Here is a 14023-nt window from a genome sequence, read left to right as displayed (position 1 = left end):
CGGAAAAACCAACAACAGCATTAGGAAATAGGACGTTTCTCATGAAGAAACTGCTTTGCTTGGCTGCCATTGCAGCCGTCACCCTGGGGCAATCTTTCACAACTCAAGCAGCAGACGTTTCTTTCTCGGTCGGACAAACCGGTGAGTCGACCATGGTCTATCGCCTGGGGTTGCAATCGAACTGGGATGTTAGTTGGTGGCAAACCAGCGTAGGTCGGGTTACCGGCTACTGGGACGGTGCCTACAGCTATTGGGACGGCGACGAGACGTCAAGTAGCCACAGTCTTTCCTTTGCACCGGTGTTCGTCTATGAGTTCGCCGGCGAGTCGGTCAAGCCCTATATCGAATTAGGCGTCGGCGTAGCGGCTTTTTCCAGTACTGAAGTCGAAAACAATGAACTGGGCTCATCTTTCCAGTTCGAAGACCGGATCGGTTTCGGCCTGCGCTTTGCCGGTGGACATGAAGTCGGTGTACGCGCCATTCACTATTCCAATGGCGGGCTACAGACACCCAACGATGGTGTGGAAAGTTACTCCCTGCACTATCGCATGCCGCTGTAACCCTGCCTTGGCCCTGCGTCTGGCGCAGGGCCGGTCAACTACTTGGGCAACGGCCAGAGGCTGTTGACGCCCAGCGCCTCGAGTACCAGATCCGGTGCACGATCCGGCAGATGCTTGAGGATGACCTCAGCGGCACTCTGGGCGGTCCACTGTTCGGGTATTACCTGAACCGGCACTACCGGCACCTTCAAACTCTGCGGCGCGACGACGGTCAGGTCGATGGCGTGTGCGCCGAGGGCTGCGCGCTGACTGGCGAACAGCGCTGTCAGGCTGTTGTCGGGCCTGGCCGGCTGGCTGGGCTCATGGATCTGCAACGCTGAATAGCGGCTGAGCACTGCCAGCACCTGCGGGCTGCTGCCTTGCTTGAGCAGCGGCTGTGCGCTGGCCAGGCAATTGGCCGACGCGTTGATGTTGCTGCTGACTATGCCTTCGAAGAGCGCCGGTGCCGGTGTGTCGGACGCCAGGTAGTCGCAAGTGCCGGCATTGATGATCAGGCAGTCGATCGCCCCCCAGTGATCCTTGATCTGCCGGGCGGCGGCGGCGGCCTGGGCGGGGTCGCTCAGGTCGTAGTCTTGTACCAGCAGGTACGGGCCGTGCTGGTCGGCAAGTGCCTGTAGTTGCTCCGAGGGTCGTCCGCTGGCCGTAACCTGCGCACCCTGCTCCAACAGTCGTTCGGCCAGGGCTAGGCCAAGACCGTTGCTGGCGCCGGTTACCCACACCCGTTTGGTAATAGGCGCGTTCAAAATTGGTGTTCCTCATGCTGCCATCTGGATAATTGCTTGAATGCATCCAATGCACGTTGGCGACTGCTTCCGAGGTCCACAATGGGTTGTGGATAGCATTGATTATTAGCAAAGAGTTCATATTCAAACAAAGGGGCGTGGATATTTTTTTCATCCATATCGATCAGTTCCGGTATCCATTGCCTGATGAAGCGCCCCTGGCTGTCGAACCGGCGGGACTGGCTGACGGGATTGAAGATGCGGAAATAGGGGGCTGCATCGGTGCCGGTCGAGGCGCTCCACTGCCAGCCGCCGTTGTTGGCCGCCAGGTCGCCGTCGATCAGGTGGCGCATGAAGAAACGCTCGCCCTCGCGCCAGTCGATCAACAGGTTCTTGGTCAGGAACATGGCAACGATCATGCGCAGGCGATTGTGCATCCAGCCCGTGGCCAGCAGCTGGCGCATGGCTGCATCGATGATCGGGATGCCGGTGCGGCCTTCCTGCCAGGCCTTGAGCTCATCCGGCGCGTGGCGCCAGGGCAGGGCCTCGGTGTGCGGGCGAAAGGCCCGGTGCCGCGACACCCTGGGGTAGCCGACCAGGATGTGCTTGTAGAACTCGCGCCACAGCAGCTCGTTGATCCAGGTTACAAAGCCCGGGTTGCCGCTGTCGAACTCGCCGCAATTGTGCGACAGGGCCTGGTGCAGGCATTGGCGGGGCGAAACAACCCCGGCGGCCAGGTAGGCGGAGAGCTGGCTGGTGCCGGCGACAGCGGGCAGATCGCGCAGTTGCTGGTAGTCCTCGGCGACTTCATCGACAAAGCGCTGCAGGCGCTCATGTGCCTCGGCTTCACCCGCTGGCCAGAGTGCACGAAGGCTGCTTGGGGGTGTGGGAAAGCCGGGGATCTGACCGGGTACCGGATCACTGCTGATAGCCACAGGCGCCTGGGGTGCAATTGCGCGCTGCAGGGCGGGCAGGGCCAGGTGCAGCCGTTCATGACAGACCTTGCGGAACTGGCTGAAGACCTGGAAGTAGTCACCGCTGCGGGTGAGAATGCTGCCGGGCCTGAACAGCAACTGATCGAGGTGGCGATGCACGCCAATCCCCGATTGTGACAACGCTTTTTCCACCGCCTGGTCCCGGCGACTTTCGTGGATACCGTATTCGTCGTTCAGGTGCAACGCCTGCACCTGGTGTTCGCGGCACAATTGCAACAATACGGCTGGCGCTTGATCCCAGGTGTCGGCCTGGCGAATCAGCAGCGGGATGTTCAGCGCCGCCAGTTGCTCGCGCAGTGCACTGAGGTTGCGCAGCCAGAAATCGACCTTGCACGGCGCGTCATCATGCGCCTGCCACTGCCCGGGGCTGACCAGCCATACCGCCAGGGTCGGCCCGCGTTCGCAGGCGGCGGCCAGGGCCGTGTTGTCATGTACGCGCAGGTCGCTGCGCAACCAGATCAATTGCATGGGGCTTCTCGGTCTAACGCGGCGCCTCGGGTAACCTGCAGTCGCCGCAGGCCCTCGAGTGCCGCCAGGGGAGTGGTGGACAGCTGCAGGTCGGTGTGCATCCAGGCCTCGATGGCCTGTCTATGGATGCTCACGGCGCTGCCGCTGAGGCAGGTTGGCACCTCGATGCCGGTGAGGCTGCGCTCGAGCTGACGCAGGTTGACAGCTTTGCCCAGGCACACCAGCAGGGCCCGTGGTCGCAGGCGTGCCACGGCGACGGCCAGTTCATTGGCCGGCACGCTCCATTCCAGCATGGCCACAGGGCAACCCGCATCACTGCCCAGCCAGGCGCACAGCCACAGCTGCGGGTCGAATTCCAGGGTCGAGCCGTTGACCACCAGCAAGGGTGGGCCACCGAGCGAGTGATTGTTGTGGTGAATCCGTGCCCCCAGCTTGCTGCGCAGCCAGGAGCCGAAGAACACCTGTTCCAGGCGTGCGCTGAATTGGCCTTGCCAACGCAGCTCCAGCTGGCCGAGCAACGGCATCAGCAAGTGCTCGCACAGGGTCGCGGCAGGATAGAGCGCCATGACCTGGTTCAGGTGCTGGTCCAGGTGTCGTTCGGCCAGGGTGGTAATGGCTTCGATCAACTGCTGTTGCAAGCTTGCCCAGTCATTGCCAATCCGTTGCACGGGCTCGTCGGGCGGGCTGCCCAGCAGCGTCTTGACCTGACCCACCGCAACCCCATGGTTCAGCCAGCGCAGGATCTGGCGGATGCGCTCGACATGCTCCTGGCTGTAGAGCCGGTGGCCTTTGCCGGTGCGCTGCGGAATGATCAGCCCATAGCGTCGTTCCCAGGCGCGAAGGGTGGCCGGGTTGACACCGGTCAGGCGCGTCACGTCGCCGATGGGCAACAGCGTCGGGTCAGATGGCATTGCGCAGGCCCAGGCGTTCCGGGTGCGGTTGCAGGTAGACCTGCTGCAGCACATAGGGATCAGGGTGGCTGCGCAAATGATGCTTGAGCAAGGTGAGCGGCACCACCAGCGGCACCACGCCGGCCTGGTACTGGTCGATCAACTGGCGGATCTCCCGGCGGTCTTCGTCGCTCAGGGCATCGCGCAGGTAGCCGCTCAGATGCAGCAGGACATTGCTGTGATTGCCGCGGCTGGCACAACGCCTCAGGGCCTGCATCAACTGGCTGAAGTAGCGCGGGCCGATCACCTCGGGGGCGTCGTCGCGGGTCATGCTGCCCAGCAGTTTGCCCAGGGTCCGGTATTCCCGGGGGTTGTTGGCCATCAGCTGATACTTGTAGCGGGCATGGAAGGCGATCAGTGCACCACGGCTCAGACCGTCTGCCAGCAGTTGCTGCCACTGGGCATAGGCGTAGACCCGGGTAATGAAATTCTCGCGCAGCACCGGGTCGCACAGGCGGGCGTCTTCCTCGGCCGGAAGGTCCGGGCGCAGTCGGCAGAACGCCGCCGCGTACAGGCCGCGAGCGCCTTCTCGGGCCGGGTAGCCGTTGGCCTGGTAGACCTTGGCCCGTTCCAGCGCACACGAAGGCGACTTGTGCATGAAGATGTAGCCGCAGATTGCATCCAGTTCACTCGCCATCCGCTCACCGTAAGCCTGCAAGGGCGCGGACAGGTCTTGGGCCGGATCACGACTGCCCACCGCCCGGGGGGCGGCAGGGTCGCCGACCAGGCGAATGGGCGCGCGCGGAACGCCCAGGCCGATGGCCACTTCCGGGCACACCGGCACCAGGTCGAAATACTCGCCCAGGACTTCATTGCACAGGCGCGAGGCCTTGTGGCCGCCGTTGTAACGCACCTCGGCCCCGGTCAGGCAGGCGCTGACGGCGATTTTTGGCTTGGGGGTGAATGGGGAGGCAGGCATACGGGCGTCCTGTAAAACTTGTACAAGTTAGTGCTTGTGTACAGGATTATCATAGAGCGATACCTGTGCAAGTCAATTTGTCTGTACAGGTTTTGGACAGGACAACGAAGGCAACGGGGCGCCGAACGTGCGCCCCGGGTGGGGTCATTCCAGGTGTTCGATCAGCCGCCGTGCCGCTTCCTGGCCGCTGAGCCATGCGCCCTCGACCCGACCGGACAGGCACCAGTCGCCACAGGCATACAAGCCCAGGTCCGCATCGGCCAGGGCGCCCCATTCGTGGTTGATGGCCGGGCGGGCGTAGAGCCAGCGATGGGCAAGGGAGAAAGTGGGGGCGGGTACGACACAGCCGACCAGCTCGGCGAAATCGCCCCACAGCTGTTCGATCACCGCCTCCTTGCTCAGGTCGATGTGCTGCTTGCTCCAGACGGAGGTGGCATGCAACACCCAGGTGTCCATATGGCTGTCACGCCCGGGTTTGCTGCGGTTGCGGGCCATCCAGTCGAGGGAGCTGTCCTGGACGAAGCAGCCCTGCATGGGGGTGTCCAGTGGCGTGTCGAAGCCCAGGGCGATGGCCCAGGTCGGGTCCATCTGCACGCTGGCTGCGGTGGCCGCGAGCTTAGGTGCGGCCGCCAGCAACTGGGTGGCCTGGGGGGCGGGCACGGCGACGATCACCCGGCTGTACGGGCCATGGCTGCACCCTTCGGTGTCTTGCAGGTGCCAGTATTGCTTGCCGCGAAACACTTCGGCGATGCGGCAGGTGAAATTGACCGTCAGGTCCTTGAGCAGGCCACGGGTGATGGCGCTCATGCGCGGCACGCCTACCCAGCGGGTCTGCTCATCGGGGGAGGGGCTGAGAATACCGTTCTGGTAGTGATAGAGCTGCGGCTTCCATTCGGCGGCCCAACCGGCAGTCACCCATTGCTGGACCTGGTCGACGAAGCGCCGGTCACGGGCGGTGAAGTACTGGGCACCGAGGTCCAGGGCGCCAGCATCGCTGCGTTTGCTGGCCATGCGACCGCCGCTGCCGTGGCCCTTGTCGAACAGGTGCACGGCCTGTCCGGCCTTCTGCAGTGCCTGGGCCGCTGACAGGCCGGCGATGCCGGCGCCGATGATTGCAATGGGTACACTCATGATGGCCTCTTCGAACCTGATAGTTGCAGACGGTGCTGCCGGGCAAATCTGTACAATAAACGAATCCTGTATAAGATTGCGCTCAATGCTGTAGGTTCGCCTATGTTTATCCGAGAGCGTTCGGTCAAAAAAGTGCCTTGTTCTTAAAAATAGACCAGCCAGCGCCATGTGAGGACACAGCCATGCATATATTGCTGACCGGCGGTACTGGATTGATAGGCCAACAGCTGTGTCAGCAGTGGCTGGCCCAAGGGCATCGGTTGACGGTGTGGAGCCGGCGGCCTGAGCAGGTGGGTAGATTGTGCGGTGCCGGTGTGCGCGGCATTGCCCATCTCGAGGATCTGGCCGCAGACGACATGCTTGATGCGGTGATCAACCTGGCCGGTGCGCCGATTGCCGATCGCCCCTGGAGTGCGCGGCGCCGTGCAGTGCTCTGGTCGAGCCGGATCACCCTGACCGAGCAACTGCTGGCCTGGCTGGAGAGCCGTGAGCAGCGTCCCGAGGTACTGATTTCCGGGTCGGCCGTAGGTTGGTATGGCGATGGTGGCGAACGCGAGCTGACCGAAGCCTCGCAGCCGGTCAAGGAGGATTTCGCCAGCCAGCTGTGCATCGCCTGGGAAGAAACCGCGCTACGCGCACAGGCGTTGGGGATTCGCGTGGTGCTGGTGCGTACCGGGCTGGTGCTGTCGAGCGAGGGCGGCTTTTTGTCGCGCCTGCGTCTGCCGTTCAAACTGGGGCTGGGCGGGCCGATCGGCGATGGTCGGCAGTGGATGCCGTGGGTCCATATCGATGACCAGATCGCCCTGATTGATTTTCTCTTGCAGCACAAGGACGCCAGCGGTCCTTATAATGCCTGCGCCCCGGAACCGGTGCGCAATCGCGAGTTTGCCCGGCGCCTGGGCAAGACCCTGCATCGCCCGGCATTCATGCCGCTGCCGGCCCTGGTGTTGAAGGCCGGCCTGGGCGAGCTGTCGATCCTGCTGCTGGGCGGTCAGCGGGCACGGCCGGTGCGTTTGCTCGCGGCCGGGTTCACCTTCCGCTTCAATGATCTGCAATCGGCGCTGGACGCCTTGTCCAGGCGCCTCTGATATAGGACGTTGCATGACCGATCACGCGTTGTTGCTGGTCAACCTGGGTTCGCCTGCTTCCACCTCGGTGGCCGATGTGCGCCGCTACCTCAATCAGTTCCTGATGGACCCCTATGTCATCGACCTGCCCTGGCCGGTGCGACGCTTGCTGGTGTCGCTGATCCTGGTCAAGCGCCCCGAACAGTCGGCCCATGCCTATGCCTCGATCTGGTGGGATGAAGGCTCGCCTCTGGTGGTACTGACCCGCCGCCTGCAGGCTGCAATGCGTGAATACTGGCGCCATGGCCCGGTCGAGATCGCCATGCGCTATGGCGAGCCGTCCTTGCCCAGCGTGCTGGCGCGCCTGGCCGCCCAGGGGGTGAAGAACGTCACCCTGGCGCCGCTTTATCCACAGTTCGCCGACAGCACGGTGACCACGGTGGTCGAGCAGGCGCGGCAGGTGATCGCCGAGCAGCAGTTGCCGTTGCAGATGGCGGTGCTCAAGCCGTTCTACGACCGTCCCGAATACATCGATGCCCTGGTGGCCAGCGCCAGGCCGTACCTGGAACAGGACTACGATCACCTGCTGCTGAGCTTCCATGGCCTGCCTGAGCGCCATCTTAAAAAGCTCGACCCGACCGGTACTCACCGCTTCCAGGATCCTGATTGCTGCCGTGATGCGTCGCCTGAAATGCGCGCGGTCTGCTACCGCGGCCAATGCCTGCGCACGGCCCAGTTGTTCGCCCGGCAGATGGGCATAGCGGATGGCAAATGGTCGGTGTCGTTCCAGTCGCGCCTGGGCCGGGCCAAGTGGATCGAGCCCTACACCGAGACCCGTCTGGACGAGCTGGGCAAGGCGGGCGTGAAGAAGCTGCTGGTCATGTGCCCGGCGTTTGTCGCCGACTGCATTGAAACCCTTGAGGAGATCGGTGATCGCGGGCGCGAGCAGTTTATCGAGGCTGGCGGGGAGGAGCTGGTGCTGGTGCCTTGCCTGAATGATCACCCGCAGTGGGTTCAGGCGTTGACGGGGATGTGTGAAACGGCTTGAGGCCTGATCGCGGGGCAAGTCGGGTCGGCGGTGCGGCGACCCGACTTGCCCCGCGATACATTCAGTGCTGAACCTTGTGCTTCCAGCTGTCGTTACCCGGCAGCAGCAGGTTCAAGGCAATGGCGACCACGGCACACAGGGCGATGCCCTTCAGGCCCCAGTCATCCGGGCCGGTACCGGTGCCGATCAACACGCCACCGATACCGAACACCAGGGTCACCGAGACGATCACCAGGTTGCGTGCTTCGCCCAGGTCGATCTTGTGGCGGATCATGGTGTTCATGCCCACCGCCGCGATCGAACCGAACAGCAGGCACAGGATGCCGCCCATCACCGGTACCGGAATGCTTTGCAGCAAGGCGCCGAACTTGCCGATGAAGGCCAGGGAAATGGCAAAGATTGCCGCCCAGGTCATGATCTTCGGGTTGTAGTTCTTGGTCAGCATCACCGCGCCGGTGACTTCGGCGTAGGTCGTGTTGGGTGGGCCACCGAACAGGCCCGCCGTGGTGGTGGCGATGCCATCACCGAGCAGGGTGCGGTGCAGGCCCGGCTTTTTCAGGTAGTCACGACCGGTCACGCTACCCACGGCAATCACGCCGCCGATGTGTTCGATGGCAGGCGCCAGGGCAACCGGGACAATGAACAGGATCGCCTGCCAGTTGAAGGCCGGGGCGGTGAAGTGTGGCAGTGCCAGCCAGGGAGCGGCGGCGATCTTGGCGGTGTCGACCACGCCGAAGTAGAACGACAGGCCAAAGCCCACCAGCACACCGGCAATGATCGGCACCAGGCGGAAGATGCCTTTGCCGAACACCGCCACAACCAGGGTGGTCAGCAGTGCCGGCATGGAGATCATCATGGCGGTGCCATAGGGCAGCAACTCGGTGCCGTCGCCGGCCTTGCCCATGGCCATGTTGGCGGCGATCGGCGCCATGGCCAGGCCAATGGAGATGATCACCGGGCCGATCACCACCGGCGGCAGCAGGCGGTCGATGAAACCGGTGCCCTTGATCTTCACGGCCAGGCCCAGGAAGGTATAGACGAAGCCTGCCGCCATGACCCCGCCCATGGTCTCGGCCAGGCCGAACTGGCCCTTGGCGAGGATGATCGGGGTGATGAAGGCGAAGCTGGAGGCGAGGAACACTGGTACCTGACGGCCGGTCACCAGTTGGAACAGCAGAGTCCCCAGGCCCGCAGTGAACAGCGCGACGTTCGGGTCGAGGCCGGTGATCAGCGGCATCAGGACCAGCGCGCCAAAGGCGACGAAGAGCATCTGCGCGCCGGAGACGACCTGACGCCAGAGCGGGTCGTTGAACTCATCCTGCATGGTCAGGCGTCCTTCTGCTTGGTACCGAAGATCTTGTCACCGGCATCGCCCAGGCCTGGAATGATGTAACCGTGCTCGTTCAGGCGCTCATCGATCGAGGCGGTGTAGATCTGCACGTCCGGGTGCGCTTTCTCGACCACGGCGATGCCTTCGGGCGCGGCAACCAGCACCATCGCGCGGATGTCCTTGCAGCCGGCTTTCTTGAGCAGGTCGATGGTGGCGACCATCGAGCCGCCGGTGGCCAGCATCGGGTCGATGATCAGGGCCAGGCGCTCGTCGATTTCCGGGGCGAGTTTTTCCAGGTAGGTGTGCGCTTCGAGGGTTTCCTCGTTGCGGGCCACGCCCACGGCACTGACCTTGGCACCTGGAATCAGGCTGAGGACGCCGTCGAGCATACCGATGCCGGCACGCAGGATCGGTACTACAGTAATCTTTTTACCGGCGATCTTCTCGACCTGAACCTTGCCGCACCAGCCCTCGATTTCGTAGGTTTCGAGGGGCAGGTCCTTGGTGGCCTCATAGGTCAGGAGCGTGCCGACTTCCTGGGCGAGTTCGCGAAAGTTCTTGGTGCTGATATCGGCACGGCGCATCAGGCCGAGCTTGTGACGGATCAGCGGATGGCGGATCTCACGGGTAGGCATAGGGAAGGCTCCGGGGGGCGGGCAAAAAAACCGCGGTAGATTAATCTATTCAGCCGCGTGTGTCCTTACGCATTCTGGACGTTAGTCCATAAATGCTTGATCTGGCGCTGCCGGATGCGTACCTTTGCCCGCTTTTCTCAATTGCCGCCCCTGGAGAGCGCCATGTCCGCTGATCTCGAGCATATCCGTCAAGTCATGCGAGAGGCTGACTGCCTGTACACCGAAGCCGAAGTCGAGGCGGCCATTGCCCGCGTTGGCGCGCAGATCAGCGACGTGCTCGCCGAGCGCAACCCGGTGGTGTTCTGTGTAATGAACGGTGGCCTGATCTTCGCCGGCAAGCTGCTGACGCACCTGCAGTTCCCGCTGGAGTCTTCCTACCTGCACGCCACTCGCTATCGCAATCAGACCAGCGGCGGCGACCTGTTCTGGAAAGCCAAGCCGGAAGTCTCGTTCATCGATCGCGACGTGCTGATCATCGACGACATCCTCGATGAGGGGCACACCCTCAGCGCCATCATCGACTTCTGCAAGCATGCCGGCGCCCGTGCCGTGCACACGGCGGTACTGATCGACAAGGACCACGACCGCAAGGCCAGCGCCGAGCTCAAGGCCGATTTCTGTGGCCTGAGCTGCGTCGACCGCTACGTTTTCGGTTACGGTATGGACTACAAAGGCTACTGGCGTAACGCCAATGGCATCTTCGCCGTCAAAGGACTCTAAACCATGCGCCAGCCCGGATTTCTCGACCAGTCGTTGTTTGCCGAGCTGGCCGCCAAGTCGTCAGCCAGCCCGCGTGGGCGCCAGCACCATAACTTCCATGACATGGAAGAGCCTTGCCACCGCATGGCGGTAGGGCTGCAGCCGTCCACCTACATTCCGCCACACCGTCACCTGTCCGCCGACAAGGCGGAGTGCCTGATCGTGCTGCGCGGCAAGCTGGGCCTGCTGATCTTCGATGAGCAGGGCGCCGTGCTGGAAAAGCGGGTGCTCGAAGCGGGTGGCGATTGCCTGGGCGTCGACCTGGCGCCGGGCACCTTCCACGGCCTGGTGGTGCTGGAAGCGGACAGCATGATGTTCGAATGCAAGTCCGGCCCGTACCGCCCGATTGGCGAGGGTGAGCAGGCCAGCTGGGCGCCGCGTGAAGGCGAGCCGGGCGTGGCCGACTACCAGGCCTGGATGCGCGCGCAGTTCGACTGAATCACTGCTCCGTAGCCGCTGCCGCCAGGCTGCGATCGGGCGCGCAGCGGCCGCAAGTCAGTCACTGCGAGGCGCCAGGCCGATCGCAGCCTGGCGGCAGCGGCTACAAGGCTTGACGCTGTGCTAGAGTGCCGGGCCACCCCAAGGAGCCCGTCATGCGTGCGATTGTCCCCCTGCTTCTCGTGTTGAGCATGCCACTGGCTGCTGCGCCTTTGCACAGCCAGTTCCTGCCCCCGGACGACCTGTCCCTGCGCCAGGAAACCCCGCAATCCCAGCAATTGCTCCAGGTCACCGACTATTCGGTGGTGGTGGGCAACCAGCGTCAATCCAACCAGCAGCCGATCCCTGTGACGTCACCCTTGATCCTGCGCCTCAAGGGCAAGCCCCTGAGCAAGGGCGCGACGGTGCGCCAGGTGCTGATCAGTTTCGATGCCGAGAGCAAAAGCCTGAAAAAGCCGGTGTTCGACGACCAGCGCAAGATCCTGAGCCTCAACTACCCGATCAGCCAGTACCGGGTGATTCTCGACCTGCTGCGCAACGACACTGTGTATGTACAGTTCCTCAGCTATGCCAACGGCCATGTCTGGGCCGATCTGCACACCGGAGCGGTACGCGCGCGTTGAGCCGGTGTGCCGGGCAGGGGTACACTGCCGGCCCGTGAAAATGTCCGTGATGGTTCAGTTGGAGTCGGCAATGCGTAAAGACAAGAAGCAAGTGATTGGGGATGAGATCAGCGACGAGTACGTCAAATCCTTCCTGCAGTACGAACCGGCGGATGCCACGTCCCCTTCGCTGCACAAGCTGGTCAAGGCCTACCGCGGTCTGCGCATCGATGACTTCGAGCGTTTTGTCGGCTTCTTCGTCGAGGCGGGCCTGGATGTGGACGGCAAGGACGAACACGGCAAGACCTTTGTCGATCTGATCCAGGACCAGCGTAACGCCCCTGACTATATCGAGATCATCGAAAAGGCGCGCAGCTGATCACCAGACGCCCATAAAAAAACGCCCCGAAGGGCGTTTTTTTGTGCCGGTGCGTTACGCGTAGTGCTGCGCCGGGCTGTTTTCGACCAGGCCCAGGGCCTCGTCGTTGTGGGCGCTGATCTTGTGGTACAGCGCGGCATCGGCAGCCAGGACCTTTTCCCGGGCAGGGAAGATTTCCTTGAGCTTGCCCGCCCAGGCACCCTTGGTTTTCTCGGGGAAGCAGCGTTCGATCAGCTCGAGCATGATCGACACGGTCACCGAAGCACCCGGGGAGGCTCCCAGCAGGGCGGCCAGGGTGCCGTCCTTGGCGGCCACCAGTTCGGTACCGAACTGCAGGACACCGCCTTTTTTCGGGTCTTTCTTGATGATCTGCACGCGCTGGCCGGCCACTTCCAGGCGCCAGTCCTCGGCTTTCGCCTCGGGGTAGAAGCGGCGCAGGGATTCCAGGCGCTGCTCCATCGACTGCATCACTTCGCTGACCAGGTACTTGGTCAGGTCCATGTTGTCGCGGGCCACAGCAAGCATCGGGCCGATGTTGCCCATGCGTACCGACAGCGGCAGGTCGAGGAACGAGCCGTGCTTGAGGAACTTGGTGGTGAAGCCGGCGTAAGGGCCGAACAGCAGCGAGGTCTTGCCGTCGACGACACGGGTATCCAGGTGTGGCACCGACATCGGTGGCGAGCCTACCGCCGCCTGGCTGTAGACCTTGGCCTGGTGCTTCTTGACCACTTCCGGGTTGTCGCAACGCAGCCACTGGCCGCTGACCGGGAAACCGCCAAAGCCCTTGCTTTCCTCGATGCCCGACTGTTGCAGCAGCGGCAGTGCCGCGCCACCGGCGCCGAGGAACACGAAGCGGGTGTCGAGTTCACGGCTGGCGCCGCTGTTGACGTCCTTGATGCTGACGGTCCAGCCGTTGCCGTTACGGCGCAGGCCGGTGACACGCTTGCAATACTTGACCTGGGCATCCGGGGCGCTGGCCAGGTGCTTGAGCAGCTTGTTGGTCAGGGCGCCGAAGTTGACGTCGGTACCTTTGATGACGCGGGTCGCGGCGATTTTCTGGTCGGCAGGGCGACCAGGCATCATCAGCGGCATCCACTCGTTCATCAGCGACTTGTCTTCGGTGTACTCCATGTCGGCGAAGGCGTGGTGCTGCTTGAGCAGCTCGAAACGCTTCTTCAGGAAGCCGATGCCCTTTTCGCCTTCGACGTAGCTCAGGTGCGGGATGGGGTTGATGAACGCCCGTGGCGAACTGAATGCGCCTTTCTTGCTCAGGTAGGCCCAGAACTGCCGGGATACCTCGAACTGGGTGTTGATGTGCACCGCTTTCTTGATGTCGATGCTGCCGTCGGCGGCCTGCGGCGTGTAGTTCAGTTCACACAGCCCGGCATGGCCGGTCCCGGCGTTGTTCCACGGGTTGGAACTTTCCGCGGCACCCGAATCCATCAACTCGACGACTTCCAGCTTGATTGCCGGGTCGAGTTCCTTGAGCAGTACGGCCAGGGTGGCACTCATGATGCCTGCCCCTACCAGTACTACATCGACTGCTTCGTTCTGCGCCATTTAACGCGTCTCCAAAATCTACAGCACCAAATTGACAGCATAGGATCCCTGGCTTGGCCAGGATCGCCATGTCCGATTCTTCGCAGGTTTTGCAACTTCAGCGGACACCGCCAAACGGGCTTTGCGTTGCCTATGAACGCATTTTAAAGCCGGTGCGGCAATTCGACTTATGGTCAAGGTGTCCGTCGTGCGTTATGGACCGGCTTCAGTCGCTCATCCTGGATGAGCGCTGTTGCCAGCTGTTCAGGGCTGTTCGGGACACTTTAGGTGCTTTTGCACATGCCAGACTGTTCATTGCTCGCCACACTCTCGTGAAGTTGTGAAAACCCGTTTTTTCACGCTCTTTTGGAGACGTGAACCTCAAAAAGGACTGCGCGATGGCAGACCTGGCAGGTTCATGCAGGGGCAGGAGCCGGATGACGCAGGCGCGCTGACGTGTGCAAGACCTGTGTGGAAGGCT

General features: G+C 62.8%; 15 protein-coding genes. 7 read left to right on the top strand and 8 right to left on the bottom strand.

The annotated features are described in order from the left end of the window. Positions 1–41 precede the first annotated feature (41 nt). Positions 42–560: an acyloxyacyl hydrolase gene (locus ACIQUS_RS06350; protein ID WP_403044330.1), complete on the top strand. Its 519-nt coding sequence runs from the start codon at positions 42–44 to the stop codon at positions 558–560. A 38-nt stretch (positions 561–598) separates the two neighbouring features. Here the strand turns inward: ACIQUS_RS06350 and ACIQUS_RS06345 are convergent, their stop codons facing one another. The 5 genes from ACIQUS_RS06345 to ACIQUS_RS06325 form a co-directional block, all read right to left on the bottom strand. Next, positions 599–1303 (bottom strand): SDR family NAD(P)-dependent oxidoreductase, encoded by a 705-nt coding sequence (locus ACIQUS_RS06345; RefSeq protein WP_403044327.1) that lies wholly within the window; start codon positions 1301–1303, stop codon positions 599–601. After that, positions 1300–2745, bottom strand: a complete 1446-nt coding sequence (gene phrB / locus ACIQUS_RS06340) for a deoxyribodipyrimidine photo-lyase (RefSeq protein ID WP_403044325.1) — start codon at positions 2743–2745, stop codon at positions 1300–1302. The genes ACIQUS_RS06345 and phrB overlap by 4 nt, the downstream gene beginning before the upstream one ends. Next, positions 2736–3656 carry a MerR family transcriptional regulator gene (locus ACIQUS_RS06335; protein ID WP_403044323.1) on the bottom strand — a complete coding sequence of 307 codons (921 nt, stop codon included), beginning with the start codon at positions 3654–3656 and terminating at the stop codon, positions 2736–2738. The genes phrB and ACIQUS_RS06335 overlap by 10 nt, the downstream gene beginning before the upstream one ends. Further along, the gene (locus tag ACIQUS_RS06330) at positions 3646–4614 is read right to left on the bottom strand and encodes a YbgA family protein (protein WP_403044320.1); all 969 of its coding nucleotides are present in this window, start codon (positions 4612–4614) and stop codon (positions 3646–3648) included. The genes ACIQUS_RS06335 and ACIQUS_RS06330 overlap by 11 nt, the downstream gene beginning before the upstream one ends. 144 nt (positions 4615–4758) lie before the next feature. Further along, positions 4759–5745: an NAD(P)/FAD-dependent oxidoreductase gene (locus tag ACIQUS_RS06325; RefSeq protein WP_403044317.1), complete on the bottom strand. Its 987-nt coding sequence runs from the start codon at positions 5743–5745 to the stop codon at positions 4759–4761. Between the two features lie 182 nt (positions 5746–5927). Between ACIQUS_RS06325 and ACIQUS_RS06320 the strand changes: the two genes are divergently transcribed. Both ACIQUS_RS06320 and hemH read left to right on the top strand, forming a co-directional pair. Continuing rightward, a complete protein-coding gene (locus ACIQUS_RS06320; protein ID WP_403044314.1) occupies positions 5928–6833 on the top strand; it encodes a TIGR01777 family oxidoreductase in 906 nt (301 codons plus the stop codon). 13 nt (positions 6834–6846) lie between these two features. Then, on the top strand, positions 6847–7860 hold the full coding sequence (gene hemH / locus ACIQUS_RS06315) for a ferrochelatase (protein WP_403044312.1): 1014 nt from the start codon (positions 6847–6849) through the stop codon (positions 7858–7860). Between the two features lie 61 nt (positions 7861–7921). On the opposite strand, the gene ACIQUS_RS06310 is transcribed toward hemH, so the two are convergent. Continuing rightward, entirely contained in the window at positions 7922–9184 is a 1263-nt protein-coding gene (locus ACIQUS_RS06310) for a uracil-xanthine permease family protein (protein ID WP_403044309.1), read from the bottom strand. 2 nt (positions 9185–9186) lie between these two features. Then, positions 9187–9825 carry a uracil phosphoribosyltransferase gene (gene upp / locus ACIQUS_RS06305; RefSeq protein ID WP_403044306.1) on the bottom strand — a complete coding sequence of 213 codons (639 nt, stop codon included), beginning with the start codon at positions 9823–9825 and terminating at the stop codon, positions 9187–9189. A 162-nt stretch (positions 9826–9987) separates the two neighbouring features. Here upp and ACIQUS_RS06300 point away from each other — a divergent pair, with 162 nt between their 5' ends. From ACIQUS_RS06300 to ACIQUS_RS06285, 4 genes are all read left to right on the top strand, one after another. Continuing rightward, positions 9988–10545 carry a hypoxanthine-guanine phosphoribosyltransferase gene (locus ACIQUS_RS06300; RefSeq protein WP_274117932.1) on the top strand — a complete coding sequence of 186 codons (558 nt, stop codon included), beginning with the start codon at positions 9988–9990 and terminating at the stop codon, positions 10543–10545. Between the two features lie 3 nt (positions 10546–10548). Beyond that, the gene (locus tag ACIQUS_RS06295; protein ID WP_403044302.1) at positions 10549–11022 is read left to right on the top strand and encodes a WbuC family cupin fold metalloprotein; all 474 of its coding nucleotides are present in this window, start codon (positions 10549–10551) and stop codon (positions 11020–11022) included. 155 nt (positions 11023–11177) lie between these two features. Continuing rightward, positions 11178–11645 carry a hypothetical protein gene (locus tag ACIQUS_RS06290; RefSeq protein WP_403044300.1) on the top strand — a complete coding sequence of 156 codons (468 nt, stop codon included), beginning with the start codon at positions 11178–11180 and terminating at the stop codon, positions 11643–11645. Positions 11646–11715: 70 nt separating this feature from the next. Beyond that, positions 11716–12003, top strand: coding sequence for a PA4642 family protein (locus ACIQUS_RS06285; protein WP_403044297.1), 288 nt, complete (start codon positions 11716–11718; stop codon positions 12001–12003). 54 nt (positions 12004–12057) lie between these two features. On the opposite strand, the gene mqo is transcribed toward ACIQUS_RS06285, so the two are convergent. After that, positions 12058–13563, bottom strand: coding sequence for a malate dehydrogenase (quinone) (mqo, locus tag ACIQUS_RS06280; protein WP_403044295.1), 1506 nt, complete (start codon positions 13561–13563; stop codon positions 12058–12060). Positions 13564–14023: the final 460 nt, after the last annotated feature.

Origin of the sequence: Pseudomonas sp. NPDC090755 (genome assembly GCF_044769005.1) — a bacterium.
Classification (GTDB): Bacteria; Pseudomonadota; Gammaproteobacteria; order Pseudomonadales; family Pseudomonadaceae; genus Aquipseudomonas.
Note: the sequence above shows the minus strand (reverse complement) of the source record. Positions and strands in the feature narration are given on the sequence as shown.

What these genes read in the sequence shown, in the direction of transcription:
- ACIQUS_RS06350 (WP_403044330.1), top strand. Translation starts at nt 42, where the DNA reads ATGAAGAAACTGCTTTGCTTGGCTGCCATTGCAGCCGTCACCCTGGGG.
- phrB (WP_403044325.1), bottom strand. Translation starts at nt 2,745, where the DNA reads ATGCAATTGATCTGGTTGCGCAGCGACCTGCGCGTACATGACAACACG.
- ACIQUS_RS06335 (WP_403044323.1), bottom strand. Translation starts at nt 3,656, where the DNA reads ATGCCATCTGACCCGACGCTGTTGCCCATCGGCGACGTGACGCGCCTG.
- ACIQUS_RS06330 (WP_403044320.1), bottom strand. Translation starts at nt 4,614, where the DNA reads ATGCCTGCCTCCCCATTCACCCCCAAGCCAAAAATCGCCGTCAGCGCC.
- ACIQUS_RS06325 (WP_403044317.1), bottom strand. Translation starts at nt 5,745, where the DNA reads ATGAGTGTACCCATTGCAATCATCGGCGCCGGCATCGCCGGCCTGTCA.
- ACIQUS_RS06320 (WP_403044314.1), top strand. Translation starts at nt 5,928, where the DNA reads ATGCATATATTGCTGACCGGCGGTACTGGATTGATAGGCCAACAGCTG.
- hemH (WP_403044312.1), top strand. Translation starts at nt 6,847, where the DNA reads ATGACCGATCACGCGTTGTTGCTGGTCAACCTGGGTTCGCCTGCTTCC.
- ACIQUS_RS06310 (WP_403044309.1), bottom strand. Translation starts at nt 9,184, where the DNA reads ATGCAGGATGAGTTCAACGACCCGCTCTGGCGTCAGGTCGTCTCCGGC.
- upp (WP_403044306.1), bottom strand. Translation starts at nt 9,825, where the DNA reads ATGCCTACCCGTGAGATCCGCCATCCGCTGATCCGTCACAAGCTCGGC.
- ACIQUS_RS06300 (WP_274117932.1), top strand. Translation starts at nt 9,988, where the DNA reads ATGTCCGCTGATCTCGAGCATATCCGTCAAGTCATGCGAGAGGCTGAC.
- ACIQUS_RS06295 (WP_403044302.1), top strand. Translation starts at nt 10,549, where the DNA reads ATGCGCCAGCCCGGATTTCTCGACCAGTCGTTGTTTGCCGAGCTGGCC.
- ACIQUS_RS06290 (WP_403044300.1), top strand. Translation starts at nt 11,178, where the DNA reads ATGCGTGCGATTGTCCCCCTGCTTCTCGTGTTGAGCATGCCACTGGCT.
- ACIQUS_RS06285 (WP_403044297.1), top strand. Translation starts at nt 11,716, where the DNA reads ATGCGTAAAGACAAGAAGCAAGTGATTGGGGATGAGATCAGCGACGAG.
- mqo (WP_403044295.1), bottom strand. Translation starts at nt 13,563, where the DNA reads ATGGCGCAGAACGAAGCAGTCGATGTAGTACTGGTAGGGGCAGGCATC.